This window comes from Allostreptomyces psammosilenae (genome assembly GCF_013407765.1).
GTDB lineage: Bacteria > Actinomycetota > Actinomycetes > Streptomycetales > Streptomycetaceae > Allostreptomyces > Allostreptomyces psammosilenae.
In genome coordinates, this window is sequence record NZ_JACBZD010000001.1 from 478373 (window position 1) to 504750 (window position 26378).

22 protein-coding genes, 1 tRNA gene and 1 pseudogene are annotated in these 26378 nt (G+C 72.3%); 8 read left to right on the plus strand and 16 right to left on the minus strand.

The genetic code is table 11. From position 1 onward, the window contains the following. Positions 1-203: 203 nt before the first annotated feature. Positions 204-4982 carry a PDDEXK-like endonuclease domain-containing protein gene (locus FHU37_RS01835; protein WP_179812466.1) on the plus strand — a complete coding sequence of 1593 codons (4779 nt, stop codon included), beginning with the start codon at positions 204-206 and terminating at the stop codon, positions 4980-4982. A gap of 72 nt (positions 4983-5054) precedes the next feature. On the opposite strand, the gene FHU37_RS01840 is transcribed toward FHU37_RS01835, so the two are convergent. Next, the gene (locus FHU37_RS01840) at positions 5055-8351 is read right to left on the minus strand and encodes an AAA domain-containing protein (RefSeq protein ID WP_179812467.1); all 3297 of its coding nucleotides are present in this window, start codon (positions 8349-8351) and stop codon (positions 5055-5057) included. A gap of 275 nt (positions 8352-8626) precedes the next feature. Between FHU37_RS01840 and FHU37_RS01845 the strand changes: the two genes are divergently transcribed. Both FHU37_RS01845 and FHU37_RS01850 read left to right on the plus strand, forming a co-directional pair. Beyond that, on the plus strand, positions 8627-9484 hold the full coding sequence (locus FHU37_RS01845; protein ID WP_179812468.1) for an acyl-CoA thioesterase: 858 nt from the start codon (positions 8627-8629) through the stop codon (positions 9482-9484). A 107-nt stretch (positions 9485-9591) separates the two neighbouring features. Then, positions 9592-9665 (plus strand) — tRNA-Pro (locus tag FHU37_RS01850). Positions 9666-9777: 112 nt separating this feature from the next. On the opposite strand, the gene FHU37_RS01855 is transcribed toward FHU37_RS01850, so the two are convergent. Beyond that, on the minus strand, positions 9778-10983 hold the full coding sequence (locus tag FHU37_RS01855) for a site-specific integrase (protein ID WP_179812469.1): 1206 nt from the start codon (positions 10981-10983) through the stop codon (positions 9778-9780). Positions 10984-11353: 370 nt separating this feature from the next. Then, on the minus strand, positions 11354-12013 hold the full coding sequence (locus FHU37_RS01860) for a helix-turn-helix domain-containing protein (RefSeq protein WP_179812470.1): 660 nt from the start codon (positions 12011-12013) through the stop codon (positions 11354-11356). Between the two features lie 93 nt (positions 12014-12106). Here FHU37_RS01860 and FHU37_RS01865 point away from each other — a divergent pair, with 93 nt between their 5' ends. Continuing rightward, complete coding sequence (locus tag FHU37_RS01865; RefSeq protein ID WP_179812172.1) at positions 12107-12385, plus strand: hypothetical protein; 279 nt, start codon at positions 12107-12109, stop codon at positions 12383-12385. A gap of 59 nt (positions 12386-12444) precedes the next feature. Here FHU37_RS01865 and FHU37_RS01870 read toward each other — a convergent pair whose 3' ends face one another. Continuing rightward, the gene (locus FHU37_RS01870) at positions 12445-13587 is read right to left on the minus strand and encodes a DnaB-like helicase N-terminal domain-containing protein (protein WP_179812471.1); all 1143 of its coding nucleotides are present in this window, start codon (positions 13585-13587) and stop codon (positions 12445-12447) included. A gap of 391 nt (positions 13588-13978) precedes the next feature. On the opposite strand from FHU37_RS01870, the gene FHU37_RS01875 reads away from it, so the two are divergent. Genes FHU37_RS01875 through FHU37_RS01885 form a run of 3 tightly spaced genes read left to right on the plus strand, consistent with a single transcriptional unit; the run spans position 13979 to position 16633 of the window. Beyond that, positions 13979-14806 (plus strand): WXG100 family type VII secretion target, encoded by an 828-nt coding sequence (locus FHU37_RS01875; protein ID WP_376774007.1) that lies wholly within the window; start codon positions 13979-13981, stop codon positions 14804-14806. After that, positions 14806-16083 carry a hypothetical protein gene (locus tag FHU37_RS01880; protein ID WP_179812473.1) on the plus strand — a complete coding sequence of 426 codons (1278 nt, stop codon included), beginning with the start codon at positions 14806-14808 and terminating at the stop codon, positions 16081-16083. The genes FHU37_RS01875 and FHU37_RS01880 overlap by 1 nt, the downstream gene beginning before the upstream one ends. A 4-nt stretch (positions 16084-16087) precedes the next feature. Continuing rightward, the gene (locus FHU37_RS01885) at positions 16088-16633 is read left to right on the plus strand and encodes an SMI1/KNR4 family protein (protein WP_179812474.1); all 546 of its coding nucleotides are present in this window, start codon (positions 16088-16090) and stop codon (positions 16631-16633) included. Positions 16634-16682: 49 nt separating this feature from the next. On the opposite strand, the gene FHU37_RS01890 is transcribed toward FHU37_RS01885, so the two are convergent. The 10 genes and pseudogenes from FHU37_RS01890 to FHU37_RS01935 form a co-directional block, all read right to left on the minus strand. Beyond that, on the minus strand, positions 16683-17540 hold the full coding sequence (locus FHU37_RS01890; protein ID WP_179815959.1) for an adenine nucleotide alpha hydrolase family protein: 858 nt from the start codon (positions 17538-17540) through the stop codon (positions 16683-16685). Between the two features lie 65 nt (positions 17541-17605). Continuing rightward, positions 17606-19359: pseudogene (locus FHU37_RS01895) on the minus strand (type IV secretory system conjugative DNA transfer family protein). A 66-nt stretch (positions 19360-19425) separates the two neighbouring features. Further along, positions 19426-19566 carry a hypothetical protein gene (locus FHU37_RS01900; RefSeq protein WP_179812475.1) on the minus strand — a complete coding sequence of 47 codons (141 nt, stop codon included), beginning with the start codon at positions 19564-19566 and terminating at the stop codon, positions 19426-19428. A 21-nt stretch (positions 19567-19587) separates the two neighbouring features. Next, the gene (locus tag FHU37_RS28830; protein ID WP_179812476.1) at positions 19588-20274 is read right to left on the minus strand and encodes an SPDY domain-containing protein; all 687 of its coding nucleotides are present in this window, start codon (positions 20272-20274) and stop codon (positions 19588-19590) included. Positions 20275-20460: 186 nt separating this feature from the next. After that, positions 20461-20826: an SH3 domain-containing protein gene (locus FHU37_RS01910; RefSeq protein WP_179812477.1), complete on the minus strand. Its 366-nt coding sequence runs from the start codon at positions 20824-20826 to the stop codon at positions 20461-20463. Positions 20827-20937: 111 nt separating this feature from the next. Then, positions 20938-21450, minus strand: a complete 513-nt coding sequence (locus FHU37_RS01915) for a hypothetical protein (protein ID WP_179812478.1) — start codon at positions 21448-21450, stop codon at positions 20938-20940. Positions 21451-21580: 130 nt separating this feature from the next. Further along, positions 21581-22030, minus strand: a complete 450-nt coding sequence (locus tag FHU37_RS01920; RefSeq protein WP_179812479.1) for a hypothetical protein — start codon at positions 22028-22030, stop codon at positions 21581-21583. Beyond that, positions 22027-22524 (minus strand): hypothetical protein, encoded by a 498-nt coding sequence (locus FHU37_RS01925; RefSeq protein WP_179812480.1) that lies wholly within the window; start codon positions 22522-22524, stop codon positions 22027-22029. The genes FHU37_RS01920 and FHU37_RS01925 overlap by 4 nt, the downstream gene beginning before the upstream one ends. 27 nt (positions 22525-22551) lie before the next feature. After that, positions 22552-23295, minus strand: a complete 744-nt coding sequence (locus FHU37_RS01930) for a hypothetical protein (protein WP_179812481.1) — start codon at positions 23293-23295, stop codon at positions 22552-22554. Between the two features lie 12 nt (positions 23296-23307). After that, on the minus strand, positions 23308-24150 hold the full coding sequence (locus FHU37_RS01935; protein WP_179812482.1) for a hypothetical protein: 843 nt from the start codon (positions 24148-24150) through the stop codon (positions 23308-23310). Positions 24151-24253: 103 nt separating this feature from the next. Here FHU37_RS01935 and FHU37_RS01940 point away from each other — a divergent pair, with 103 nt between their 5' ends. Next, a complete protein-coding gene (locus FHU37_RS01940) occupies positions 24254-24841 on the plus strand; it encodes an HAD domain-containing protein (protein WP_179812483.1) in 588 nt (195 codons plus the stop codon). Between the two features lie 23 nt (positions 24842-24864). On the opposite strand, the gene FHU37_RS01945 is transcribed toward FHU37_RS01940, so the two are convergent. Both FHU37_RS01945 and FHU37_RS01950 read right to left on the minus strand, forming a co-directional pair. Continuing rightward, complete coding sequence (locus tag FHU37_RS01945; protein ID WP_179812484.1) at positions 24865-25608, minus strand: hypothetical protein; 744 nt, start codon at positions 25606-25608, stop codon at positions 24865-24867. Between the two features lie 15 nt (positions 25609-25623). Then, positions 25624-26346 (minus strand): hypothetical protein, encoded by a 723-nt coding sequence (locus FHU37_RS01950; RefSeq protein WP_179812485.1) that lies wholly within the window; start codon positions 26344-26346, stop codon positions 25624-25626. Positions 26347-26378 lie beyond the last annotated feature (32 nt).

The window sequence follows — 26378 nt, forward strand, 5'->3', positions numbered from 1 at the left end:
CGGCGCGGCGTTCGGAGTCGACCGAAGCCCGGGCTGAGATGATCGCGAAGGTCCGGAACGGTGTTGCTTATCGGTGGCCGAACGTCAGATGCTGAAGCCAGGGAACGGCTCGGGCGGCGTCGGCCGGGGCGGAACCGACGGGCCGTCGAGGGACGGTCGGACATCGAGGGGTGCCACGGGCGCCCGCAGAGGGAGGGGCGCGGGTGCGCGAGCCGGCAGCCAACCCGGCGAGCAGCCCCGCGGTGGTGCGTGCCACCGCGGGGCTGATCGCCCTGGTGCGGGACGCCGTGGCGGCGTCCGGGCCAACCGTCCACGACTGCCTGGTCCACCGCGACCTGCTCTGGCTCGCCGACCTGGACGGCGTGGTGCCCCGCCCGCAGGCCCGCCCCGACGGGCTGCTGCTGGAGCTCCCCTACCAGCGCCCCGGTGACCCGGCGGCGGCCGACGCCGACCCCGCTACCCCGGCCCCGGCCGCCGCCGGGCGCGAGGGCGGCGGTCCGGCCGGCGACGGCCCCGGCGGTCCGGCCGACGGCGGCGAACCGGCCGAGGACGACGGCCGGACGGCGGGCGCGCTCGCCCCCACCATCGGCCGCACCCTGCCGCCCGGCGCCCTGCCCGGTCAGCGCACCGCAGCCCGCCGGGGAGAGCCCGGCCCGGTCGCCGAGCTGTACAACACCCTCGCCCGGATGGCCCGCAAGGCCGTCGCCCAGGACGACGTCTACGAACTCGTCCTCGGCGTGGGACTGCTCACCCACCGCACCGCCGACGGCGAGGTCATCCGGCGGCACCTGCTCACCCGCCCGGCCTGGATCCAGGTGGATCCGGCGAGCGCCGCCATCACCGTCGGCCTGTTCGCCGGCACCGCCGCGGTCACCGAGGACGCCGACTTCCTCGCCCACCTGCCCGGCTTCGACGCGGAGGCCGGCCGGCGCACCGCCGCCGCGCTGGACGCCTCCAGCGGACACCCGCTCGGCGAGGACGTCCTGGAACTGCTGCGCGCCTGGTACCCGCTGCCCGGCACCGAGCACCGGCTCACCGAGCGCGGCCCGGCCGAACCGGCCCCTCCGAGCGGCGACCATCCCGCCGGCGACGGGACCGGCGCCCCGCTGCTCACCCTCAGCCCCGCGCTGATCCTGCGGGAACGCCGCGGCACCGAGTCCGTCGCCTTCCACGGCGGACTGCACCGCGCGCTCACCGCGCCCGGCGCCGTCGCCCCGCTCGGCCTCGCCCAGCTCGTCACCAGCGTCGACGAGTCCACCGCCGCGGCCTGGACCACCGCCTCCGGACGGCGCGTCACCCCCGCCCTGGACGGCGTCGCCGGATCCGCCGACGGGCCGCTGCTGCCCCTGCCCACCAACGCCGAGCAGCGCACCGTCGCCGCCCGCCTGGCCACCGAGCACAGCGTCGTCGTCCAGGGCCCGCCCGGCACCGGCAAGACCCACACCATCGCCAACGTGCTCTCCGCGCTGCTCGCCGAGGGCAACCGGGTGCTGGTCACCGCCCGCAAGAGCCACTCCCTGAAGGTGCTCCGGGACAAACTGCCGGAACCCATCCGCGAGCTGTGCGTCGTCCTCGCCGACGACCACCACGCCGGCGACGACCCCGTCGCCAGCGGCCTGGCCGCCCTCGCCGACCGGGTGGCCGCCTCCAACCCCGACCTGATCCGCCAGCACATCGCCGCCCTGCGCGGCCGCCGCCAGGCCTTCCTGCAGCGCCGCTCCGAGGCGCTGCGCGGCCTGCTCGCCATCCGCGAGGCGGAGACCACCGACCGCGGCGAGGTCGCCCCCGGCTACCGCGGGGTGCTCGCCGACGTCGTCGAGGCCGTCGAGGCCCGCCGCGCGGAGCTCGGCTGGATGCCGCCGCTGCCCGAGTACGGCGGCGAACCCGCCCCGGACGCGCCCCCGCTGACCGCCGCCGACGCCGCTCGGCTGCGCGCCCTGCTGCGCGACCCGATGCTCTCCGGCAACGCCGCCGCCGGCCGGCTGCCCGAACCCGGGGACCTGCCCGACCCCGACGAGGTCGCCGCCGCGATGATCCGCGCCGGCAGCGAGGACAGCGCCGAACTGCGCTTCCCGGCCGGCACCCCGGAGTCCATGGCCAACCTGGAGGCCCGCACCGCCGCCGAACTGCGCGCCCTGGTGGACCGCGCGGAGAACGCCTTCGGCGCGCTCGGACTGCCCCGCCGGCTCACCCGCTGGCCGCTCACCGACTGGCGCCACCGCGCCCTGTCCGACCTGCTCGCCGGCGCCCGGCTGCCGCTGTGGCGCCAGGTCATCACCGGCGCCGACCTCGCCGAGGAGGCCCTCGGCGAACTCCGCTCGCTGCACCCGCTGGACGTCTCCGTCCCCGAGCTGTCCGCCGCGGACGTCGCCCAGTACACCCGGGCCGGGGAACGGCTGCGCGACCACCTCGCCGCCGGCGGCACGCTGCGCCGCTGGCTGGCCCCCGGCGCCCAGCGCGAGGCCGAACGGCTGCTCGCCACCTGCACCGTCGACGGCCACCCGCCGCGCACCCCGGAGCAGGTCGACGCCGTGCTGGTGATGCTCCGCCTGGACCTCCAGGTGCGGGCGCTGGCCGACCGCTGGGAACGCGTCGGCTTCCCGGCCACCCCCAGCGAGGAGGCCACCGGCGGCGAGGTGCCGCCCTCCGCCGGCGCCGCCCGGATGTACGCCCAGCTCACCACCATCGCCGCCCGCTCCGCCCAGCTGCGGCACCTGCGCGCCGCCGTCGACGCCCGGGACGCCGCCGACCGCCTGCTCGCCTCGCACGGCGTCCGGCTCGCCCTGGACACCCCCGACGACTGGGAGGCGTTCACCGAGCGCCTGGAGGTGCTGGAACGCCGCATCGACGCCGGCCGCGCCCAGGCCTGGCTGCGCGCCGCCGAGGACGGCATCCGCCGGCTCTCCCCCGGCGCCCAGCTCGGCATGGAACTGGAGGCCGCCCGCACCTCGCTGCGCCAGCGCGACATCGCCGGCTACCGCTGGGCCCTGGACTCGCTGCGCACCGCCCGCCGCACCCAGCTCGAACGCGGGCAGCGCGACGAGCTGCTGCGCACCCTGCGCCGCGGCCACCCGGCGCTCGCCCGGGAGCTGGAGGAGACCGCCGAGCAGCCGGTGTGGGAGGAGCGGCTCGCCCAGTGGGAGGCCGCGTGGTCGTGGGGGCGGGCGCTGGCGTTCGTCGAGCGGCACCGGGCCCCGCGCGCCGAGAGCCGGCTCCAGGGCGAGCTGGACGCGCTGGACCAGCAGGTCCGCCAGGTCACCGCGGAGCTGGCCGCCGAGCAGGCCTGGCTGGACTGCCTGCGCCGGATGACCGTCGAGCAGCGGCAGTCCCTCCAGGAGTTCCGGATCCACGCCGAGGCCGCCCGCCGGGAGACCGGTGAGCGGGCCGCGCACTCCCGGCGGGCCGCCCGGGAGGCGCTGCGCGGCGCGGTCGGGGCGGTGCCGGCGTGGGTCATGCCGGTGGCCCAGGTGGCGCGCACCCTGCCGGCGCGGCCGGACTCCTTCGACGTGGTCATCGTGGACGAGGCCAGCCAGGCCGGGCTGGAGTCGCTGTTCGTGCTCGGCCTCGCCCCGCGCGCCGTCGTCGTCGGCGACGACCGGCAGTGCGTGCCGCGGCAGGCGCTGTTCCGGGACCGCGGCGAGTTCCACGACCGGCTGGAGGAGCGGCTGGCCGGCGTGCCCCGCGAGGTCCGCGAGCTGTTCCGGCCCACCGCCAACCTCTACGAGGTGGTCTCCGCCCGCTCGGAGGCGGTGCGGCTGCGCGAGCACTTCCGCTGCATGCCGGAGATCATCGCCTGGTCCTCGGCCGAGTTCTACGACGACTCCCTGGTGCCGCTGCGCCAGTTCGGCACCGACCGGCTGGACCCGCTGCGGGTGGAACGGGTGCGCGGCGGGCGGGTCGTCGGCCGCGACGCCACCTTCCGCAACCCGGTGGAGGCGGAGGCCATCGTCAACCAGCTGGCCCGGATGATCGACGACCCCGCCTACCGGGGGCGCACCTTCGGCGTCGTGGTGCTCGCCGGCTCCGGCCAGGTGCGGCTGCTGGACGAGCTGATCACCCAGCGCATCGACCCCGCCGTCCGCGAGCGGCGGCAGATCCGGGTCGGCACCCCGCCGGACTTCCAGGGCGACGAGCGGGACGTCGTGCTGCTGTCCACGGTCGTGGTGGAGCCCCGCCGGGTGCAGGGCATGGCGGCCTGGGAACGCCGCGCCTACAACGTGGCCGCCTCCCGCGCCCGGGACCAGATGTGGCTGTTCACCTCGATCCGCGACGGCGCCCTGGCCGACAACGACCTGCGCACCTCGCTGATCACCTACATGCAGGATCCGCCGGGCGCCGCGGCTCCGGCGGACGACGACCTCGGCGAGGTGCTGCCGGACCAGCCGCACCCGCGCTTCGACTCCCTGCTGGAGCAGCGGGTCTACGTCCGGCTGCGCGAGCGCGGCTACCGGGTGGTGCCGCAGTACCCGGTCGGCGGACGCCGCCTGGACCTGGTGGTGATCGGCTCGCAGGGCCGGCTGGCGGTGGAGTGCGACAGCCGCAGCCCGATCGGCGGCGCCGAGCAGATCCGCCAGGAGCTGGAGTGGGAGCAGGACCTGCGCCGCACCGGCTGGCAGTTCTGGCGGATCCGGGAGAGCACCTACCTGTTCGACCCGGAGGCCGCCCTCGCCGGCCTGTGGGACGCCCTGGCCGGCCGCGGCATCGACCCGGTCGGCGCCCAGGTCTGGCGCACCGCCCGCTCCCGCTGGACCCCCGGACGCCAGGCGGCCTCCTCCGCCCCGACGCTCCTCGGCCCCCCGCCCCACGACCCCTCCGCCCACCCCGCCTACCCGTCCGGCCCCTCCACCGCCCCGTCCGGCGGAGGCGCCGGCGCGCCCACCCCGACCCGCTCCGACCTCGAGGAGCTCGACCTGCTCGACGCCGAGGACATCGACGACCCCGACCTGCGCCCCGACGACGACCTCGACGCCTACGAACCCTGACCCGGCGGCCCTTGGCGGGTGTGCCCGTTCACCGGCGCCGCCCTTTCGCGCGGGCCGGAGGCGGATGCGTGGTCACCGCCGCGCAGAACGGCCACGCCGCGGGCGGAGCTCGACGTCGCTCTTCCACGCCCGGTTTCCGGTGCCGGCGGGGCACACGCCGCTGTAGCAGCGCCAATACCAGGTACCGTTTCGACGCCTTCGCAGTTCGATCTCTCGCTGCCCGCACGCCCCGCAGGGTGGCGGATCGGCGAAGACCTCGGCGTGCTCGTGTGCCAGGACCCGCCGGGCGAAGTGCGTGCCGCGTATGGTCAGCATGACCTCGCGGGTCCAGCGCTGGGACAGTGTGTTGAGGCTGCCGATCAGGACCGTCCGTTCGTCGACCACGGCGATCTTCTGGTGCATGACGTTGATCGGCACCACGGTCGGTACCACCGCCCGCAGGTCGCTGAGATGTGCGGCGAACGCGGGCGTGCCCTGCAGAGTGTCGCTGGGATCCCTGACGAAGACGGTGACCCGGACGCCTCGTCGTACGGCCTTGTCGAGCACGGGGAGCAGCGACTGCACGCGCGAGGAGACCCATGGTGCCCACAGCCAGATCGACGCCTGAGCGTCTTCGAGGTGGGTGGCGAAGGTCGAGTAGAAGGAAGTCTCGTCGTTGATCTCGGTGACCTCGACGTGGCGTTCCAACACTTCGGCGAGACGCGCCCCGAAGGGCCCGAGGCGCAGCTCTTCATGGTGACCGGGCGGGGCGACCAGGTGTGCGGCTTGAACGGAACGTAGCCGCTTCGAGGCGAGGAGATCGCGAACGTGGGCCAGTGCCGTGCCACGCCTGGCCCGCATGACCCGCTCCCGGCTCGCGATGATGTACAGCCTGTTCTGGACACGGGTGACAGCGACGTTGAACAGGCGAACCCCGTCACGCTGCCATGATCCGGCCTCGGCGGCTCGCGAGGCGTGCGCCATCCACAGTCCTTCACCCAGCCTGCCTTCCACGGTGTCGAAGACGACGACGGGAAACTCCCGCCCCTGGAAGCGGTGCGCGGTCCCCACTTCGGCGAGGTGTCCGCCATTCCCCTCGATATCGCGCAGCGCCTCCAAAGTGGCCTCGGCCTGAACGGAGTACGGCGTGACGACACCCACCTCCTCCCCGTCGTCGCGATGGAGGTCGATCAGCGCTCGGGACAACAGCGGCCCGGCGGGCCACCATCCGCTACGCCGGCCGGTCAGGTGGGCCTGAGCCAACTCGTGCAGACCGTCGGTGTCGAGGAGCACGACCTCGGGATCGTCCGTGGCGCGTTCGCGAACCCCGTGTCCCGCTCGAAGTACGCCGTCGTAGGCGAGCCGGTTCGCCAGGTCCGTGACGACGTGGCCGAACCGGTGCTGCGTGTCGAGGGTGACGCATCCCGGGTGCTCGCGGGCCTCGGCTGGGGAGTCGATGCCGCAGTGCTGGAAGACGTTCGGCAGCAACCACCGCCGGACGTCGGACCGTGTGGACTCCTTCAGCTGGGAATCTATGACCGCGCCCAACTGCATGAAGTCACCGAGCAGCACCGCCGTGGTGGTGGCTCGGGAAACGGCGAGCAGTACTTCGGGCAGGGTGGCGGCACCCACCTCGTCCACCAGGACGACGTCATAGGGACCGTCGAAGACGGCCTTGTTGGTCCGAAACCGTGCCAGGGTGGTGGCGATCAGCCGGGCACCCTTGATGATCTCGCCCTGGGTGTCCCGCGCGAACGCCTCGTATCGCGTCTGCAGATCCTCGTGCTGCTTCTCCAAGCCGGCACGGAGGGGCGCTTCCGCTGCCACCTGGGGGCGCAGACTTTCCGCGCGTGCGTGCCGCTCCGGCTGGCCTCGGCGGTCCGCCTCGGCGACCAGGGCCCGTGCGGCTGTGAGACGGTCCTGGGTGTCGAGTGCTTCCCGCACGCGCAGGGCAGCCTGCTCGTGCGCGAGTTTCGCGGAGCGCACGCCAACCGCGGCGCTTCGTGCCCTCTCGTCGCGGCGGGCGATCTCCTCCTGGCTGAAGGGGATGGCGCCGCGTAATTGCTCGATCCGCACTGTGAGCCTGTCGCGTTGCCGATCCGCGACCGCTCGATCGCGCCGGGCCTGCTCTTCCGCTTCCGTGGACCTGGCACGTGCCGCCTCGTGCCGTTCCCGGCAGGCGTCCAACGCCCCGCGGGAACGCCACCTGAGTAGGCTCGGTCGACTCTGCAGCTCTTCCAGCTCCCGTTCTGCGGCGGCCAGCTCCTGGCGGGCGAGCAGAGCCAGGCTCTCGCTCTCGCCGGCCGCTTCATCGACGCGATCGCTCTGGGCCCGCAGATCGTCCAACTGCGCCCACATCAGACGGGAGTCGGCGGCATCCGTGACGGCCTGCCGGGCGGCCCGCAGCGCCTGCTCGGCGTCGGCAAGCGCCGCCGATGCGATCTCCACGTCGTGCTGGCGTGCCGCGAGGGTGTGGGCGTACGCGTCTGGACTGTGACCGGGCGCCTCCAGCAGGGCCTTCGCATCGGCGTAGGTCGCTGGGGCGTAGTCGGCCAGCAGCCTGTCCAGCGTTGCCAGTTCCTCGGCACGATCGAGGATGCCTCGTAGCTGATCGGCGACGGTACGGCGCTGCTCGTCGATGAGGGCGAGCCGATCGCGGATCATCAACGGCAGCGAGACCTGGGGATCCTCGGCAACCTCCCGGAGGTGTGGCGGGCCGACGCGGACGATCTCGCCTGGCTGGTGTCGCCGCTCCTTGAGGACTCCGAGCAGCGCGTTGTCCACCGCGACGTTGGTGGCCGACACCAGCAGGACGCGACGTCCCGCGGCGAGCAGGTCGCTGATCGCTCGCCGCAGGACCATTGTCTTTCCCGTTCCCGGAGGTCCCCACACCAGCCAAACCCCGCTGCCCAGGCAGGCTCGGTACGCGTCCGCCTGGGCGCGAGACATGCCTGGCGGGGCATCGAGCGGCGCGAAACCGCCACCGATTTCACCGCGCGCCAGCGTGTCGCCCAGTGGCGCTTCGGACAGCCTGGCGATGCCGTCCCGCAGGGCCTTGGTCAAGAAGGCGGGTGGTTGTCCGAGGAGCCACAGGTGGGGGTCGTCGGGGTGAGCGAATTCGGCGACCTGAACGCGCAGCGTGGAGCCGTCGTGCCGAGCCTCCAACACCGGAAAGCCCGCATCCAGGCTGTCCGTATCCGCACCGGCCAGACGCAGGCCGTCCAACTGGTCCGGATTGACGTCGATGCCGCGGGTGTCGACGGTGAAGACGCCTGGCTCGCGCATGCGCACCGCGCGTCCGAGGCGCCTCCACTGCCCCTGGCGCCGGGCCCCGCCCTCCAGGGCGAGCTGCTCCCCCAGCGCTGTGGCGATCTCCTCGCGCCAGCCCATGGTCCCCCCAGCAGCGTTGTCGAAGGCCGCAGAGCCTCGCCATCGTAAGCGGCACCGCACCGTCCGGTCATCTCGCTTCGCAGTGGGTCCGTCATACCGCGTGACGATGTGGCCGCCCGGGATCCCTGGCGCCCCGCCGCGACGTGGGGGGCGTCACCCGGCGCGGGAGGTTACTCGCGCGTAGGATTGGTGCCCCGACAGGCGCGCGTGCCGGCTCGGGCGCGGAACGGCCGGGCGCGTCCGCCGCCGGCACAGGGAAGGAACAGGCACACAGGATGGGTAGCCCCGTCGACCAGCTCGTCGACCTGCTCGACCTCGAACGCATCGAGGTGAACATATTCCGCGGGCGCAGCCCGGAGTCGCCGTTGCAGCGCGTCTTCGGCGGCCAGGTGGCGGGCCAGGCGCTGGTCGCCGCCGGGCGCACCGTCGAGCCGGACCGTCCGGTGCACTCGCTGCACTCCTACTTCCTGCGGCCGGGCATCCCGGGCGTGCCGATCGTCTACCAGGTGGAACGGGTGCGCGACGGGCGTTCCTTCTCCACCCGCCGGGTGGTCGCCGTGCAGAACGGCCGGATCATCTTCAACCTGACCGCCTCGTACCACGTGGGCGAGGAGGGCGCCGAGCAGCAGGCGGCGATGCCCGACGTGCCGGATCCGGACTCCCTGCGGTCGCTGGTGGACGTGCTGGAGAGCGAGCTGCCCGTGCCGCCGCCCAACATCGACCGCCGGTTCCCCTTCGACATCCGCTACACCGAGCCGCTGCGCTGGACGGCCGAGGAGGTCGCCGCCGCCGAGCCGCGCAGCGCCGTGTGGATGCGCACCCAGGGCGCGCTGGGCGACGACCCGCTGCTGCACGTGTGCGCGCTGACCTACGCCAGCGACCTCACCCTGCTGGACGCGGTCCGGGTCACCCTGGAGCCGCTGTGGGGCCCGCGCGGCTACGACATGGCCTCCCTGGACCACGCGGTCTGGTTCCACCGCCCCTTCCGCGCGGACGACTGGCTGCTGTACCAGCAGGAGTCCCCCTCCAGCTCCGGCGGACGCGGCCTGGCCCAGGGCCGTTTCTACGACCGCTCCGGCCGGCTGGTCGCCTCGGTCGTCCAGGAGGGCCTCTTCCGCCCGCTGAAGCGCTGACCCGGGGCGTCCCGGAGCAGCCGGAACCACCACCCTGGGCGACGCCGTCCCCGCCACGCGGCCACCGGGAATGCGGTATTGTTCTGGTCGTCCGCTTCGGCGGACACCGGGACGTGGCGCAGTTTGGTAGCGCACTTGACTGGGGGTCAAGGGGTCGTGGGTTCAAATCCCGCCGTCCCGACTCGGAGCCAACTCCAAAGTCGCAGGTCAGGGCCTTGTTTCACCACGGTGGGACAGGGCCCTCGATCGTTTCCGGAGGGCTGCCTCTCACAACTTCTCACATTCGATGTTGATCATGGTGTGGAGAGGAGTTCGCCCAGCTTCTCGGAGCCGGCCTTGAGGCTCTGGGGGTCGGGGTGGACGTAGACGCGTTTGGTGAAGCTGAGGTCGGTGTGTCCGGCCCAGGCGGAGACGACGGTGTCGGGGACGCCGTTGTTGGCCATCCAGGAGAGGGTGGCGTGGCGGGCGTCGTAGAGCCGGACCTTGCGGACGCCTGCGGCGGCCATGAGTTTGTAGGCCTCCCGGCGCAGTTTGTCGGTCTTGTACGGCCGCCCGAGTTCGTCGACGAGGACGTAGCCGCTGTCCTGGTAGGCGGAGCCGGCCGCGGCCTTCTCCTGGGCCTGTAGGGCTCTGAACTGTGTCAGGGCGGCGTGGACGGGGGCGGGCAGGGGAAGGGTGCGTCGGCCGGCCTGGGTCTTGGTGTCCTTCTCCACGACCTTGTTGCGTGTGCCCTTGTCCTGGGTGCGGTCGTAGACGATGGTGCGGGTGTTGGCGATGGCGATGGTTCCCGCGCCTTCGAGGTCGACGTCCTCGTCCCAACGGGTTCCGCAGACCTCGGCGGGGCGTTCGGCGATGAGGGCGAGCATCATCGCGGCGTAGAGGCGGTGGCCCTTGGTGCTGGTGAGGAAGGTCCTCACCTCGTCCTCGTTCCAGGGCGTACGGTCCGCCCGGTTGGCTTCCGCCTTCTTCTTCGCGTCGCGCGAGATGGTGACGTGCTCGGCGACGTTGCGAACGACGAGGCCCCGTCGTACGGCGAGGTTGAGTGCGGCGCGGAGGCGGCCGAGGGAGAGGCGGACGGACCGGACGCCGAGGCCGGTTCCGGGTCTGCCGCCGCGGCGGCGTCCGCTGGTGAGCATCCAGTCGATGAGGCCCTCAATGTCCTCTTCGGTGAGGTCCTGGATCTTCCTGTCTCCGAGGCGGGCCCGGACAGGGAGGAGGGCGGAGATGTAGTTGGACGCGGTTCCCTCCTCGACGTCGCGGGTGGCGCTCTTGAGCCAGGTGTCGAGCAGCTCGTTGAGAAGCAGTGGGGTTGGTGCGACGAAGGTCTTGGCGTGGACCTCGTGGCGTATGCGCGCGAGTTCGGCGAGCGCTTCCTTCTTGGTGTCGAAGGTGCGGGTGAGTTGGCGTCGTTTGCCGTCGGGGGTGGTGCCGACGTCCACCACCATGCGGTACCGGGTGCGCCCGTCCTTGTGCGTGACCTTGCGTATTGGTTCTTTCATGTGGCGTCTCTGTTGGTGGGCGGGTTGGCAGGGGGTGTGCGGGGCCGCGACACGACGGGCGTGACTCCGCTCGGGGGCGGCGGCTATCGGACGTGCTGGGTGCCCTGGTCGTCGCTGGTGTCCAGCAAGGCGAGTTCGCTTGGTGCCGCGGGTGGCGTGAGGCCTCGTGCGCGTGTGCGGTCGCGGAAGGCTCGTAGCTCGCGACAGTCGTCGAAGGCCGGCTCCTTGCGCGCGACAGCCTTCTGGGGCAGGCCTGTGCGCCCGCTGCCGTTCCGTGGGCTGGTGAGGGTGGAACCGGGTGCACAGTAGTTCCTGCCGGTCTTCGGGTCTCGGCAGGCGCACCGCCTCACGGCCATACCGGTAGTGCCCTTCATCGGTCTCCTCCGGTGGAGCTGGTCTCGGCCTCCGTTTCGTCGATGAAGGCCAACTCGGTGGGGAGTGCGGGGGGTGTGAGGCCGCGCTGACGCATGGCGGCTCGTGCGGCTTTGAGCTCGCGGCAGTCGGTAAGGGCGAGTTCTTCGTACTGGGCCGCGGTTGCGAGCAGGGCGGCGCGGCGGTCGGGGTCGAGGGTGGTGGTGGCCCGGCGGCGCCGGTCCTGGGCCTGGCGGGTGGAGGTCATGGCGACGGCGACCGCGTCGGCGTGGGCTCGGAAGGTCTCCAGTACCTCCCTGGGTGATCCCTTCGGTGGGGCTTCATCGAGGGGTTCCTCGCCGGTGAACCAGGCCACGGCATCCCAGACCGGGACGTCCCAGCCGGGCAGCACGGTGACTGTTGGGGTTTCACCGAGCGGGAAGAGCAGGGTGATGGGGGGAACTTCGAGCGCTCTGGCAAGGACCAGCAGCTCGGGGAGATCGATGGTGGTACGTCGCCCCGTCTCGAGGTTCGCGATCACGTTGCGCGGGACCGGCACTCCCAGGGCGGAGCAGGCTTCCGCGAGGCCCTCTCCCGTCAGTCCGCGTTCCTTGCGGAGGCGGCGGATCCTGCCTGCCACCGCCGCCGTCAGCTCTGCCATCCAAGCTTCGCGTGTCATGACTACATAATAACATGAATGTGTGTGTTGCTGTGGCATTTATGCTACAAGAGTCGCGTCAGTCCAGCGGACTTGTGTCATAGGAGTTGTGCGATGGAGGAGCGGGACGCCATGAGGGTGGTGCAGGGCATGAACGTCAGCGACGTGCTGGCTCTGCCGGTGGTCATCGACCTGGAAACCGGGAACCGGGCGCTGGGGTTGGGGCGGTCGACGGGGTACGACCTTGCGCGGCGAGGGCTGTATCCCTGCAAGGTGCTGCGGATCGGCCGCACCTACCGTGTGGTAACGGCGGACCTGTGTCGAGTAGCCGGTCGGTCTCGTGAGGGTGAGGAAGGGAGTCGAGCAGGGCGGCGAGACGGCGAACGGCGGTGAGCAGGGGATGGGGGTTGGCGGCCATAAAGTCCCTTCGAGGAAGGTCGATGACGAGGCAGTCAGCGACGGGCACGCACCGCCGCGGAAGGGTTGTGCTTGGCGGTGGGATGACCGTGTCCGGCCTGCTGGGAGGGCGTAGTGCCCCGGGCCTTTGCGGCTTGGGCACGCGCCCGGGTATCCGCCTCAGGGCCGACTGAGTCGGGCGGTGGGCTTGCGGCGGTGGCTTCCCGCCAGCGCTGACGCACGGCGGCGACCGCATCAAGGGCGCCGATGGCCTCGGATATGAGCCGGCCAGGCGGTAGGGCGTCATCGCCGGCCGCCGCCTGAATGCTCCGCGCCGCACTCGCCGCAGTACGGATCAAGGACGTTTGCAGGAGTGCTTCTGCGACATAGTCGGCGTCGCCGGCACCCAGCCCTCGCGTGATGCCGTCGACCTGATCGGCGGTGAGCACGCCCTGGGCCAACAGGCCGCGCCGCTGCGCCTCCCACAACACGGTCAGTGGGTCGATCGGCTCACCACGGTGGTGGAGTGCGGCCAGGCACCGGTAGAGCTGGCCGTGCCCGCGATCGGCGAAGTCCTCGGGGCGCAACCACCGCACCACCGAGTCGAGACTGTCCGGGCGATCGATCAGCGTCGCGAGCAGAAGCTGCTCATCGGCCCGATGCCGCTCGCAGACCGCAGCCGGCGCGGCGTTCGTCGACGCTGCCGTGGTGGCTGGGCGAGTGCCCCACTGGCGAGCGAGGTCGGCCAGTACTTCGGTGAGGATGTCGACCTGCCGCAGCGTCTCCTCGCTTTCGCCGCGCAGGAGGTCGGCGCGCGCGGCCTGGTGCAGGCGGGTGGCGTGCTCGGTGACCGTCCGGTGGATCGCTCCCTCAAGCACCATCCGCCCGTAGACGGGGGCATTGCGCGGATCAGGACACGCCGAGATCAGGGCGTGCGCGTAGGCCGGGAACAGGCCGCGGGTGTGGGTACCGGCCTCGGCCAGGGTGGCGCTGATCCACTCCACCCTGTCGCCATCCGCTGCGGGGAGTGCGGCGGCCGGCTTGTTCTGTCGAAGGTGGAGCATCGCGGCGTACAGGGCAGCGTGCTGTGGCCGGTAGAAGTGCTCCGGCCGCAGCCACTGGGCCAAACGATCGAGCTGCCCCGGGGCGAAGAGCAGAGCGCCGAGTACGGCCTGCTCGGCACGCAGCAGCGGCCTCACCCTCGGTTCTTCCCTCCTCCACGCGCGCCGGGGCGCCGCTCGTCCCGACGTTCCCTGCGGAGCTGGGCCACCGCCTGGTTGGCGGCGGCCAGGTCGGCGGCGAGGCGGTCGATAGCCCTCGTGAAGGCGGGGTCGTCTGCGAGGAGGGCGCCGGTCGGGGTGACCAGCCACCACCGGCCGTGTCGGCGAACGGCCGGCCTGCCAGCGAGGCGCTGCGAACGGCGGATGGATCGTGACGAGATGTCGGAAACAAACCTCCTAGCAGGTAGGCGATGACGTCGAGTGGGTCGACGAGACGGTTGTCGACCTAGTGGGGTTGGTCCCGGGGCGTGGCATGCTTGAGGAGCAGTCAGCGACTGGCCTGCGACGGGGGGTGTCGTTGGTGGCGGTGATGCTGCCGGAGGAGTTGGAGTTCGTCCTCGAGTTGATCGGTGTGGCGTGGCCGAACGTCAACGAGGACGAGTTGCGCGCGATGGCGGAGTCCTACCGGGGCTACGCGGACGAGCTGGAGTCGGTGAAGGGGGAGGCCGACGCGGTCGTCGCGGAGCTGGTGGGGGCGAACAGCGGCGCGGGGGTGGAGGCGTTCGGGGAGTACTGGGACCGCTTCTCCGGTGAGGGCTTCACCGGGTTGGCGGAGGCCGCCCGTGCGGTGGCCGGGGCGCTGGACACCGCGGCGGGGGCGGTGGAGTTCGGAAAGACCTCCGTGATCGGCCAGTTGTTCATCCTGGCCGCCGAAGTCGCCGCCGCGACCGCCGCCTCTCCCTTCACCCTCGGCCTGTCCGCCCTCGGTGGTCTGGCCGCCACCCAGGCGACCCGCCTGATCGTCAGGGAACTGCTCCAGGAGATGCTCGACCAGGTCATCGCCGCCCTCCTCGGAGTCGTGTCCGACGCCGTGGTCTCCGCGGTCGAGGCGACGCTGACCGAGATGCTGACCCAGGCGTTGGAGAACTCCATCGGGGTGCGCGACGGCTACGACGTCGGCGCCGCCGCGAACGCCGGCTACCAGGCCGGCGCCGACGCCCTGCCCGGCGCCTCCGGCACCACCACCTCGCTGGCCAGCGCCCAGAGCGCGCCCACGCCGAGTCCGATCGCCGACGTCATGCGCGGCCAGGCACCCGCTGAACCTGCGGCGGAGGCGCCGGTGCCGGTGCCGACCGGCAACCGCGTCCTGGACCGCATGCGCGGTCTGAACACCACCGGCACGGAGGTGAGTGGCTGATGACCCGAGGACGCGGCAACAACGGCAATCAGGGCGACAGCACCACCGACACCCCCCGCCCCGACGGCACCCCCGACCGCAACGACACGGGCAGCGGCACCACCCCAGCCCTGCCGGCGCCGCGCCCGGACAGCGGGAGTTCCGGGGCTGGCTCGCCGGCCTTCAGTGGCGGGAACGGCGTAAGCAACGACCCGGCCCACTTCGACTACGCCGCCTCCCGTCTGGACAACTCCCACAGCCGCGCGACCGACGCGGCCACTAACCGCGCCAACAGCGTGGCCGCGAGCCGGGAGAACCTCGGCACCGACGACACCGCCGCCCGTATCGACGAGGCCATCGGCGGCATCGAGGACGCCTTCACCCGCGCCACCAACTCCTTCGCCCAGATCCTGGAGACCATCCCCCAGCGGTTACGCGACAACCGAGGCCGCCGCGACAACGTTGAGAACGCGAACACCAACCTGTCCAACGCGACCTCTCTGCCGGGTAGTGGTCCGTCCGGGCCCTCCGGGGTTCCCACTGCGACCAGCACGCCGGGTGCGGCTGCGCCGGGAACGGTGCCGGCGCCGAGCGCGCCGACGTCGTTGTCGAGCGCCGCCACCACACCGGGATCGTCCGCCACCCCGGGAGGCACCATCCCGACCGCGCCCTCCGGCGCGAGCGGCCCCGTGACGTTCCGCCCGCCGCAGGGGGCATCGCCGACGGAAGTGGCCCAGGCTCGGGCGTACACCGCCGGCTGTCAGCGCGCCCTCGAGGCGGGCCAACTCTCCCCGACGGGACGCGTCTCCACCAAGGGGCGTCTGCGGCGGCAGGCGAGCCGGTCGGCCGCGAACGAGCGCGCTCGCGCCCAAGCGGCGGGCACCCCCTACAGCGGCCAGGCCGGCCACGTCCCCGACACCGCGTGGACGGGCCGCCCGGATCCGCCGGAGTGGCTCGATCTGACGCCCGCCACGAATACGAGCCTGGGCGGGCAGGTGGGCGGGTACCCTGTCGGCTACCGGCCCACAGAGTTCCGCTTCGAGCCCTCCCCAGGGGCGACGCCGGAGAGGTATGACACCGCCACCGGGACCTGGAGTCCGGTAACGTCGGCGAGCACGCCCGCGCCGACGGGAAACGCGCCCGCACCAGCCGGCAGCCCGCCTGCCGGACCACCCGGTGCGGTGACCAACAACGCGGCTCCGGCGGCGCCAGCGGCACAGCCCACCCCAACGACCACACCCGATCCAGCAGACGACGACACCGGGAGCACGTCGAATGGCAGCGGCCGGAGGCGATGACGCCGTGACGACGGACGACAAGTGGGGCCCGCTCATCGGCCAGATGATCCTGCTCAAGCAGCAGATCGCCGAAACCGGCGCGATCCCCACCTTCCGCTACACCCTGCCCCGCGTCGCGGCCCGGGAGGAAGAGATCGCCGCCGCCGAAGCCCGGCTCGGCGCTCCCCTCGACCCGGGCTACCGGACGTTCCTGACCTACGCCAACGGCTGGGACGCTTTCGACGTCTCCCTGCGACTGTTCGGCACCGAGGACTTCGGCCAGGGCGACGCCTGGCGGCTGGGGGAGAGCTACGTCGACACCTTCTGCAGCTTCCCGGAGAACGCCCAGTACCCCCCGACGGCGCTGCTCCCGATCGCCGTCGCCCTCGAGGACAAGGACCTTCTCTGCGCGGTGACCGCTCCCCATGAAGAAGCAGGACGGATCCTGTGGATCGCCGGGGAGATCGTCGACATGTTCGACACCTTCGAGGAGTACTTCGCCTCTATGATCGAGTACCACAAGGAGGACCTGCAGGAGGCCCGGAGCAGCGCAGGGAACAGCCCCACGTAGTGCCGTCGGTCCGCTGCGCACTGCACGCCAGGCTGGTGCGGGAGCGTGATCAGGCGGTAAGGCCGAACTTCTCCTGGGTGGAGGCGCCGGATCGGCAGGCCCAGGGGGAGCACCCGTCCGGCTCCCCGTCCTCGAGTTCGTGCGCCTCGATGAGCGGGAGCTGGCGGGCGCGGCGCTCCTGGGCTGTGGGGCGGTCGATGGGTGCCTGGTCGAGGGGGAGGCGGGAGCGGTGGAGGAACGCCTGCCCGAGGAGGCGGTTGCCGTCGGCGTTGGCGCGGGCGTTGCCGGCGCGGATGGCGTGGTCGAAGGCGACGACGTCGGCCCACTCTGCGGGTGAGCCGTCCCGGATGGCGCGCCACTGTGCGTTGCCGTGGTAGGGGCAGCCCAGGCAGGCCGATTTCGGGGTGGAGGCGAAGCCGTGTTCGGTGAGGATGCGTAGGCAGTCGTCGCGGGTGAGGCCGGCTTCGATGAGGGGGAAGCGGTTGCGCATGTAGCGGACGTCGGCGTCCTTGGCGCGGTGGAACTCGTCCGTGGAGATGCCGATCCACTGCTCGACGAAGACGTCCCTGGGTATTCGGGCGGGGTAGGGGTATCCGAGCAGGGACCGGATCTGCTTTTTGATCGGCTTGCTCTTGTATTCGCTGGTGCACTGCCGTCGGGTCATTCCGGGTGACCCGTCGCGGTTGAGGATGTGCAGGGGCATGGACGCGAATCGGTGTCGGGGGTCCAGGGCGTCGTCGCGGATGTTTCCGGAGGAGACCCGCAGGATCGGGATGACGGCGGGTCGGGCGATTTCTTTCTCGACTCGGTCCAGGTGCTGGTAGACGGCGGCGGGTTCCCAGCCGGTGTCGGCGAAGATCGCGTAGTCCAGTCGGGGCAGTTCGCCGGCGGCGGCCAGGACGAGCAGGGTGGTGGACTGGACGCCGGCGCCGAGGGAGAGCACCCGTAGGACCGGGGCCGGGGCAGCATCGGTCATGCGGCCACCCCGAAGCCGGGATCGGTGGTCTTGGCGATGGCGCGCTTGGTGATGTCGGCGGTGGCCCTGGCGGAGGCGGCGCCGAGTACGGCGGCGCCGGGTTCCTTGTACCAGGGGCGCAGGTCGAGGAGGGCGGGGCGGATTCCGGTGGCCAGGAGGAGTGCCTTTCCCTTGGGGAGCGCGCGGACCGCGTCGGGTGGGAGGACGCGTTCTTGGCGCGTGGAGATGGACGTGGAGTTTCCGGATTCGCTGGTGGATTTGGAGACGGTGGGGACGTCGTGTTCGCCGGCGGCGCGGGAGAGTTTGTCGGCGAAGTCCATGTCGTCGATGCCGGAGCCGATGAGTTTGCAGGTGGCGGCGGACCACAGGGCGTCCATTCCGGCCTCTCCCCACACCCTCACGCCTTGCCGGTAGGACTGCAGGATGGTGATGGGGATGACCCCGCGCGAGCCGAGGTGGGAATACAGGTCGGGAGGTCGCTGATTTTGCAGACGTTGGCGGCCTCGTCGAGGATCGCGAGCAGGGGTGGGTCGAGGCGGCCTCCGTCGCGTTCGGCCTGGATGACGGCGGCGCGCATCACGGCGTCGGCCGCGGCGGCGATGATCGCGGAGGCGGAGCCGCCGCCGTCCTTGCTGAGGAGGAAGAGGGTGTCGCGGCTGGTGGCGAAGGCGGCGGGGCGGAACTGAGGGAGGTCCGCGCGGGGGGTGACCCAGGTGGCGATGGTGGGGTCGAGGAGGCAGGCCGCGTACTGGCGCGCGGTTTCGTAGATGCCGTCCCGGGTCTCGACGGCCCCGGCGACCGTGCCTTGGAGCTGGGCGGCGACGGCGTCGAGGTGGTGGTCGTTCAGGATGTCGATGGGGGTGCGGTCGGCGGGGGTGGCGAGCCAGGCCAGTACGTCGGTGATCGGTCGGCGGTCCCGTGCGGCGGCCAGGAACAGCGCGGTGAGCGTGTTCGCCGCGGCGGTGGACCAGAAGTCGCCGGAGTTGCCATCGTCCACGGAGGCGGTGACGAAGTGTCCGGCCAGGCGGCGGGCGCCGGCGAGGATGTCCCACCACATGGTCTGGGGTGCGTGGGCGATCTGCTGCGGGTCGAGAGTCCAGACCGTGCCGACTTCGGCGCGGGCCTCCAGGGTGGTGGTGTAGGCGTCGCCGGCCGCCTTGTTGCTGGTCAGCAGGACGGGTCCGGGTGCGCGGAGCATGGCGGGGATGGCCAGGCCGCTGGTCTTGCCGGAGCGCGGCGCCATGATGGCGAGGAGGACGTCCTCCCAACTGGAGCGCACCTCCGCGCGGGTGGTGCCGAGGGTGCCCAGCAGCACCCCGCGGTCGTCCGGCGGGACCTTGTCCGGGGGTGTGCCCTTGAGGCTGGGGCGCAGGCTGATCGCCTTGGTCGCGCTCGCCTTGGGGAGCAGGGAGGCCAGGTCGCGGGGGGTGGCCAGGCCCTTGGGGGTGCTCCGGAACCGTTGCCAGGCCCGCAGCCCCACGCCCGTAGCGGTGGCGAGGAGGAGGGCGGGGGTCACGTAGCAGGCGGCAATCAGGGCTGGCCGGGGGAGATGCGGCCACAGTTGGTCGGGGGTCAGCAGGGCGGTGGTGGGCTCGTAGGGTGCCCACGGTTCGCCGGTGAGGGCGGCGGCGGTGTTCCCGCCGAGCCAGGCGAGGGTTCCGCCGCCGACGGCGATCGCGATGGTGGCGAACAGGAGGTAGAGGAGGGCGTCGGTGCCGGGGGTGGCCGAACCGGGAGAACGGGGAGGCAGCGGGCGACTCCAGGTGTGGGGGGAGGGGGCAGGCGTGGGAGCGGTGCCGGTGTCTCGGCGTGCGCATCACCCGTGGTGGGGGATGCTCTGGGGAGTCTCCACCAGGGCGGGCTGGAGCGGGGCGGCCACCTGTTCCAGGTGGTACCGGTGGTCGGGGCAGCCGACGACGAGGACGGCGTCGTCAGCCCTCGGTATGGGGGTTGGCAACAGCAGTCTCCGGAGTGGGGATCACCGGCGGTGGGCGGGGCGGGTCTGCGGGGTCGGTGGCACCGTGGCCGGTGGGGGCGTGGTCGCAGCGGTCGAGGAGCCGGGGGCGGTGGTGCGGGCAGTGGCGGCTGCGGCGCGGGGCGGCGGTGCCTGGGCTTCCGCGACGGGGGTGAGGTGGAGCAGTCCGCGTAGCTGTCGGGGAATCTGCCGCAGGGCCCGGGTGACGGGGGTGGGGTCGACCATGGCGGCGGCGGTGGCGGCGATCAGGTGCGTGGGTGTGTACGGGGTGAAGGTGATCTCCACGTGGGTGCCCCATCCACCCGGCCCCGCCCACAGCAGCCTGGACGCTGCGTGCGGGTCGTCCACGGCACGGGCGATGACGAGACCGGCCTGCTTGTCCGGAGAGGAGAACTCCACCGTCGGACGATCCAGTGGGGCGGGGGTCCACCCCGAGTCGACCAGTGGCTCGGTGCCATCGGCCCAGTAGTAAGGAGGGCCCGAGAGGTAGCGCTGCTCCCCTTCCACGTGGTCGCGGGCCAACACGGTGGTGAGGCCGGCGACGATCTCCGCGGGGGTGTTCTGGTTGGCGGTGATGATCCAGCGGGGTGGGTAGAAGGGGTCGTGGTCGTAGGCGGCGATCTTCCACAGCACGTAGTCGTCGCCGTAGAACCCGACTTTCAGCTTCCAGTCGGGGGAGGTGACGATCACGTTGCCGAGGTCGTCATCGTGCCGGTGCCAGCCCAGGTCGAGGAGGGGGCGTATCGCGGGGTCGCCTATTCCTCCGGAGCCGGCGAGGTAGCGGGGGGTGACGTGGTACTCGACGTACTCGGGATCATCGGTCGTGCTGATGGCGGCTCCTGGGTGGACCGGGTGCGGCGATGCGTTGTGGGTGGGTCAGCAGGAGCCGGGGCAGGTGGGGGTGTCGCCGCCGGGGTGGGAGAGGTAGGCGCCGTGGATCCAGCCGCGCACTCCGGTCGACCGGTTGGTGCCGTAGTACCAGGTCGCGCCGTTGCCGTACCAGGATCGGGTGATGGTGAAGCGCTGGCCTCGGTAGGCGAGGCCGAGGATCGTGGAACTCGTCGAGTGGTTGGAGCGGATTCGGACGCCGTTGGTGGTGACCGTGGCGGTCCAGGACGTGGCGGTCACGATCGCGGTCTGCGGCTGCTGGGGGGTCGGGGCCGCCTGGGCGGTGCTGGTGATGGGCATCACCAGGGCGGTCGTGGCGATGGTGGCGACGGTGAGCGAGCGGAACGGACGCATGCGCGACTTTCCTTTCGTTTTGGTGGGCGAACAGCTGCGAGCGCAGCGAGTGAGATGACCGCCGTGGCCTCGTAAGGGGTGGTGAGAGGCTCGGGGAACGCGCCGGGTTCGTCAGGGGGTCGTCGTGGCGTGTCGGGCGGGGCTGTACTGCAGGAGGCAGGCCCGGACGCGGTCGAGGTCGTTGTGGATGCGGGCCCAGCGGCCGTCCTCGCGGATGACGGAGGCGACGATGTCGAGTGCCTCGGGGGCGGTGCGCAGGGCGATCCACCGGCAGGCGGCCGGGTCGTCGACGGGCGCGATGCCGGCGACGTCGACCACCATGCGGGCGAGCGGCTCCCATGCCTGCTCGTCCCAGCCGTCGAGCGCGGTGGTGGTGATACGGCAGTGCCAGGCCGGGCGGGACGGGCGCTGGCCGGTGCGGCCGGCGCGCCGCATCATCGGCTCGTCCAGGACGTCGGCCAGTGCGGCCAGGGTGATGTGGCCGTCACCGATCAGGGCGGACAGGGCGGGCATCCACGCGGTGAGCAGGAACGGCTCGAAGTCGTCCTGGGCGTCGTCGTGCAGTTCGGTGAGGAGCGCGCCGATGTCGGCGCTGCGGCGGATGGAGCAGGTCATCGACGCCATGCAGATCCCTTCCACGAGGCGACAGGGCGAGGCGCTGGCGCCGTACCGGGCCGCGCGGAAGACAGGATCTGCGCGCCGCTGCGGCTTGGTGACGCTGCGCTACCTGTGGTAGATCGCCCGAAGTCGAGGGCTACGGCCGGTGCTTCGGCTGCGCGGCCGACGGGTTGGGCGCGTCGCTGGAGGGCGCGGGTGGTGCCGGGACGGCGCGGGCGGGCGGGGGTGCCCCGGGGGAGGTGCGGCGGGCGACGCTCGCGCGCGTCCAGTCACTCGCGGGTAGCGGTAGCGGCCCGGTGCTCGACTCGAGGTCGGTCACGAGCGAGATCAGCTCCGACTCGGCTTCGACCAGCCTGTCCTGGATGCCGCGGATCACGTTTGTGTAGTGACCAGCGGGGTTCCAGCCGGAGATGTCCATGCGGTCGTGCAGAGCGCGGATCACGTCGATCATGGGCTCGACGTGGTAGTCGTACAGGTCGTCGACGGCGCGGGCGAGAGAACGCATGGAGTCGGCGCGGGCAACCTGTTCGGCCAGCTCCTCCAGGCTGGGCGGGCGCCAGTCCGGGCTGTCGTGGGCTGGGGTCACAGGTAGGGGTTCTCCGTGGGGCGGTCGGCTTCCGTGGCGGCGGCGAGCAGCTCGGGCAGGTCGGCGCCCTCGGTGTCGCGTTGGTCGATCCACCATCCGGCGCGGGTGATGGTGCGGGCGGCGTCCTCGATGGCCTCCCACTCGGCTTCGGTGGTGGTGCCGTCCATGACGAGGGCTTCGTAGGCGGCGGCGACGAGTTGGTGGCGGCAGCGGTTCGCCCAGGCGACCGCCCGTTCGGTGCCTTCCAACGGAGGCATCCGGTACTGCGCGGCCCAGGCGTCGGCTTCGGCCTGCTCGGCGGCGCGCTGCTGTTCCAGCCACGCGGTCCGTGCGGTGTCGTCCGTGGTGCGGTGGGCTTTCCAGCAGTCGGTGCAGTCGCGGCCGGCGAGCCAGCGGGCGTACCCGGCGCGCCGATCCGCCGGGCGCGCGGACAGGTCGACCTCGGCGGTGTGGCCGCAGGCGTGGTCGATGGTCCAGATCTTCTTCACGGCCATCCGAAGGGCGCTCCTTCCGTCGGTGGGTCAGCGGGCGCGCGGGGCGGGCGGCTGCGGGCGTCCCGACGCAGCGGGAGGGCTGGGTGGGGGTGCGGAGGCGCCGGCGGCGGCCTGGCGGTGGGCGGGGGAGGTGGTGCCGGCGGCGTGGGCGCGGGCTTCCGTGGCGGAGGCGGTGGTGACGCGCGCGTTGTAGCCCGGGTGGGGCGCATATCGTCCGGCCAGCCGGGTGCGCAGGACGTCCGTCTTGGCGGCGAGGGTGTCGATCTCGTCGGCCAACTGCTCCAGGAGGGCGGAGTTGTGGGCGTCGTCGGCTTCGCCGAGGCGGTTCCACCAGGTGGCGATGGTGCGCAGGACGTCCGCGGAGGCGGACAGGACACCGGTGGGGGCGGTGAACTCGGACAGGAGGCGGTCGACCTGGCGGGTGTGGGTGGCGGTGGCGAGCCGATCGGCGACTGCGGAGACGGCGTGGCTGACAGGACGTACCAGGAGAGGTAGGGCCGCCATCTCAGGCCCGGTGGGGTGCAGTTCGGGGGCGAGGTGGACGTGGTAGCCGGAGCCGGTGAGGTCGACGTAGGCGTGGTGGGCGTGCCAGCGCTGATCGGCGTCGGCGGTGACGGTGTCGGGCAGGCGGTGGGCGTCGCCGTCGGGGATGAAGCCCGCTCGCTGCAGCAGGGAGGCGGCTGCGGCATCGCCGCCCTGCGCCACGATGGTGTTCTGCAGCGGGGCAGGCTCGATACGGACTGTGTGCGGATCGGATGAGTGGGTGGGCACGGGCTTTCCTGGTCAGCGGCGGTGGGTCGCCTCGGTGGATGGTCCGGTGGTGGGGCGGACGGCTGGAGGGCTCGGCGCTGGCGCCGCGCCTGTGATGGGGGCTCGGTTCGTCGCGGCACGGACCCGGGAAGGGGAAGTCGGTGGCTGCTCGGTGGTGGGGCCGGGGTCGACCGCGTTGCGGAAGGCCCGCCAGGCGCCGTCCGAGTCGAAGGTGAAGCCGGCGGCCACAGCCCGGGTGTCGCCGCTGCCTCGGATGAGGTAGTGGGCGTGGGCCTCGCGCGCGTGGGCGAGAGCGAACCGGGTGCCGTCCGGGCTGCGACCGGTGGCCACCAGTCGCCAGGAGCCGTCGCGGATCCGATCAGCGATCATCGACGCCTGGGCGCGCAGGGCGTCTCGGGCCGCGCCGACGAGTTCGGCCATCGTGATCCGCCGGGCAGACTCGGGCACGTTGGATGGCGCCAGGTCCGGGGCGCGGCTGGGGAAGACACGGGGGTCGGCGGCGACGACCAGGCCGTGCCTGTGGGCCTCGGTGGTGACGCGGGCGACCGCGTGGACGGCGTCGCGGTGGGCGAAACCCTCGGGCAGGACGAAGATGTCCAGGTCCGTCCGGTGGCGGAACCCGTGCCGCTCCAGGAGACGCTGCCCCACGACTTCGCCGTCGGGTACTGCGGCGACGACCCCGAGCGTGGGGTGGCGGCCGAAAGCGACGGCGACTTCCTCCGGAGACGGATCGGCCAACTGGTACGCACCGCCCCGCTGGGCGAGGAAACCCAAGGTGGTGAGGACCTCGTCGACCCGAGGGTCGTGGTCGGGGTTGAGGGCGATGGGGCCGTGGTCGGCGTGCCGGCCGAACACGATCCGAGGTTCCGCTGCAGGGCTGTCCAGAGGTAAGCCTCCGTTCAGTGGCGGGAAGGAAAAGGGGGCGATGGGTGGCCGGAGTGGGCCGTATGTTCGGGGCATGGCCGATACAGGTGCCCGCCCTCTGGTCCTGCTGGACGTCGATGGTCCGCTGAACCCTTATGCCGCGAAGCCGGAGAAGCGCCCGGCCGGGTACACCACCCATTGGGTCAAGCCGGCCTCCTGGGTTGCGTCGAATCCGCACGGCCGTCCGCGACCGGCCGCCTACACCCGGCCGCTGCGGCTGTGGCTGAACCCCGACCACGGCTCGTGGCTGCGGTCGCTGGGCGGTGACCTGGTGTGGGCCAGTACCTGGATGCACGAGGCGAACGAGTTCATCGGTCCGCGCATCGGGCTGCCGCATCTGCCGGTCATCGAGTGGCGGCGGATGGACCGGTTCGACCCGGATGGGCTGCACTGGAAGACCCGGGAGATCCTCGACTGGGTCGGTGACGGGCGGTCGTTCGTCTGGATCGACGACGAGATCACCGACGCCGATCGGGCCTGGGTCGCGGGCAACCATGCGGGCCCGGCGCTCCTGCACAGGGTCCATCCGGCCATTGGCCTGACCCGAGAGGACATCGACGCCGTGGCGGCCTGGGTCAGCGCGGCCTTCGGCGGCCGGGCAAGCGCCGCTGCGGCTGGCTGATCGCCCGCGTGGCCGGAGGTGGGTCAGCGCCCCTGGGTAGGACGGGCGGTAGGCGCGGGACCTGCGGGGTACGGCTGGGCCGGTGCGGGGGTGGTCGGGCCGGTGTGGTGGGGGGTGGGGGTGCGGGGTGAGGTGGCCTGCGCGGCGCGCGCCCGGTCGGCGGTGTGGTCCCGTGCCAGGCGGGTGCTCTCGCCTGCGGTGAGGGTGGGGAGGAAGACGCGGGGGTCGGCGACCACTCGGAGGCGGGCGGCCTGGAGCCTGGTGACGGCGGTGGTGACAGCGACGCGTGCGGCTTCGGGGCTGGTGCCTGCGGGGAGGTAGTACAGGCCGAGGGTGGGTTCGTGACGGAAGCCTGTCTGGCGCATGACATTGTGGGCGTGGGTTCGGGTGAGGGCGACGGACGCGACCACCCCGAGGGTCGCTTCCCGGGCGAAGACGACGTCCACGGTCAGCGGTAGGCCCGCCTGCGGCTGGGCGGGCTGCGGGGTCGGCGCGGGTGCGGGTGGTCGCGCCGGTGGGGTGGGTTCGGCCTGGTACCGGATGTCGGCGACGACGGTGTAGCCGGAGCGCTGGAGGAGGATGACGGCCTGCCGGACACGTTCGGGGCTGGTGTCCCCGGTGAGGGTGTGGAAGGGCTCGTCGGCATGGGGCTGGAATCCGAGGCGGCCCAGGACGTGGGCAACGGAGGGCAGGCCGAGGGGGTTGGTGGCGATGACGCCGTGCTGGGGGTGGTGGCCGATGACGATGTGGGGGGCGGGCGTGGTCACGTGGGGGAGGGCTCCTCAGCGTCGGGGGCGGCGAGGGGCGGCCGTGGTCTGCGTGCTCGGCGGCATTGCAGGTGCGGAGCCGCGGGCGGTGCGGGGCGCGGGGGCGGCGGCGCGCGCGGCGCCGGTGCGAGGCGACGGCTGGTCGACCCGGTCCTTCACCTGGAGGGGGATGTCCGCCTCGAGGAAGGAGTTGATGAGCCGGTAGGCGGCACGAGCGGCCTGCGACGTACTGGTGCCGGCGGGCAGGGTGTAGACGCCCGGTGCCGTTGTGGTGAAACCGGCTTTGGCGATCAGTTCCCGGGCGGCGGCCGGCTCGGCGTCGTCGGTGAGCACCATGGGTCCGAGAGAGGGGTGGACCCCGTATGTGACGTGGACGTCGTAGTGCTGGGGGTTGGACTCCACGGCCAACCCGATGATGGCTTCCTGAAGTTCCTGGCCCAGCGCGGAGAGGCGTTGCGCGAAGGCGCCGAGCGTGTCGGCCGCAGACGGCATGTCATGCTCGTTCAGCCAGTCCGCGGTCAGGTTGACGAACTGGCCCAGCCGGGCCAAGGCGCCCTCCTCGGTGCCGAGGACCTGCTCGTACAGGTCGACGAGGTCGTGGAGGGTGGTTGCCTGCGTGACCCGGGCGGTCCATGGGATGAGGGATGTCCCGGAGGGCGTCCGCAGGCCGGAGGCCACTCGGCGCAGGACTTCCTCGTCGTCCTGTTCGGAGTCGGGGTTGCCGAAGGGGGAAGGCACGGCGGGGTCTCCTCGGGGTGTCGGTGCCTGTG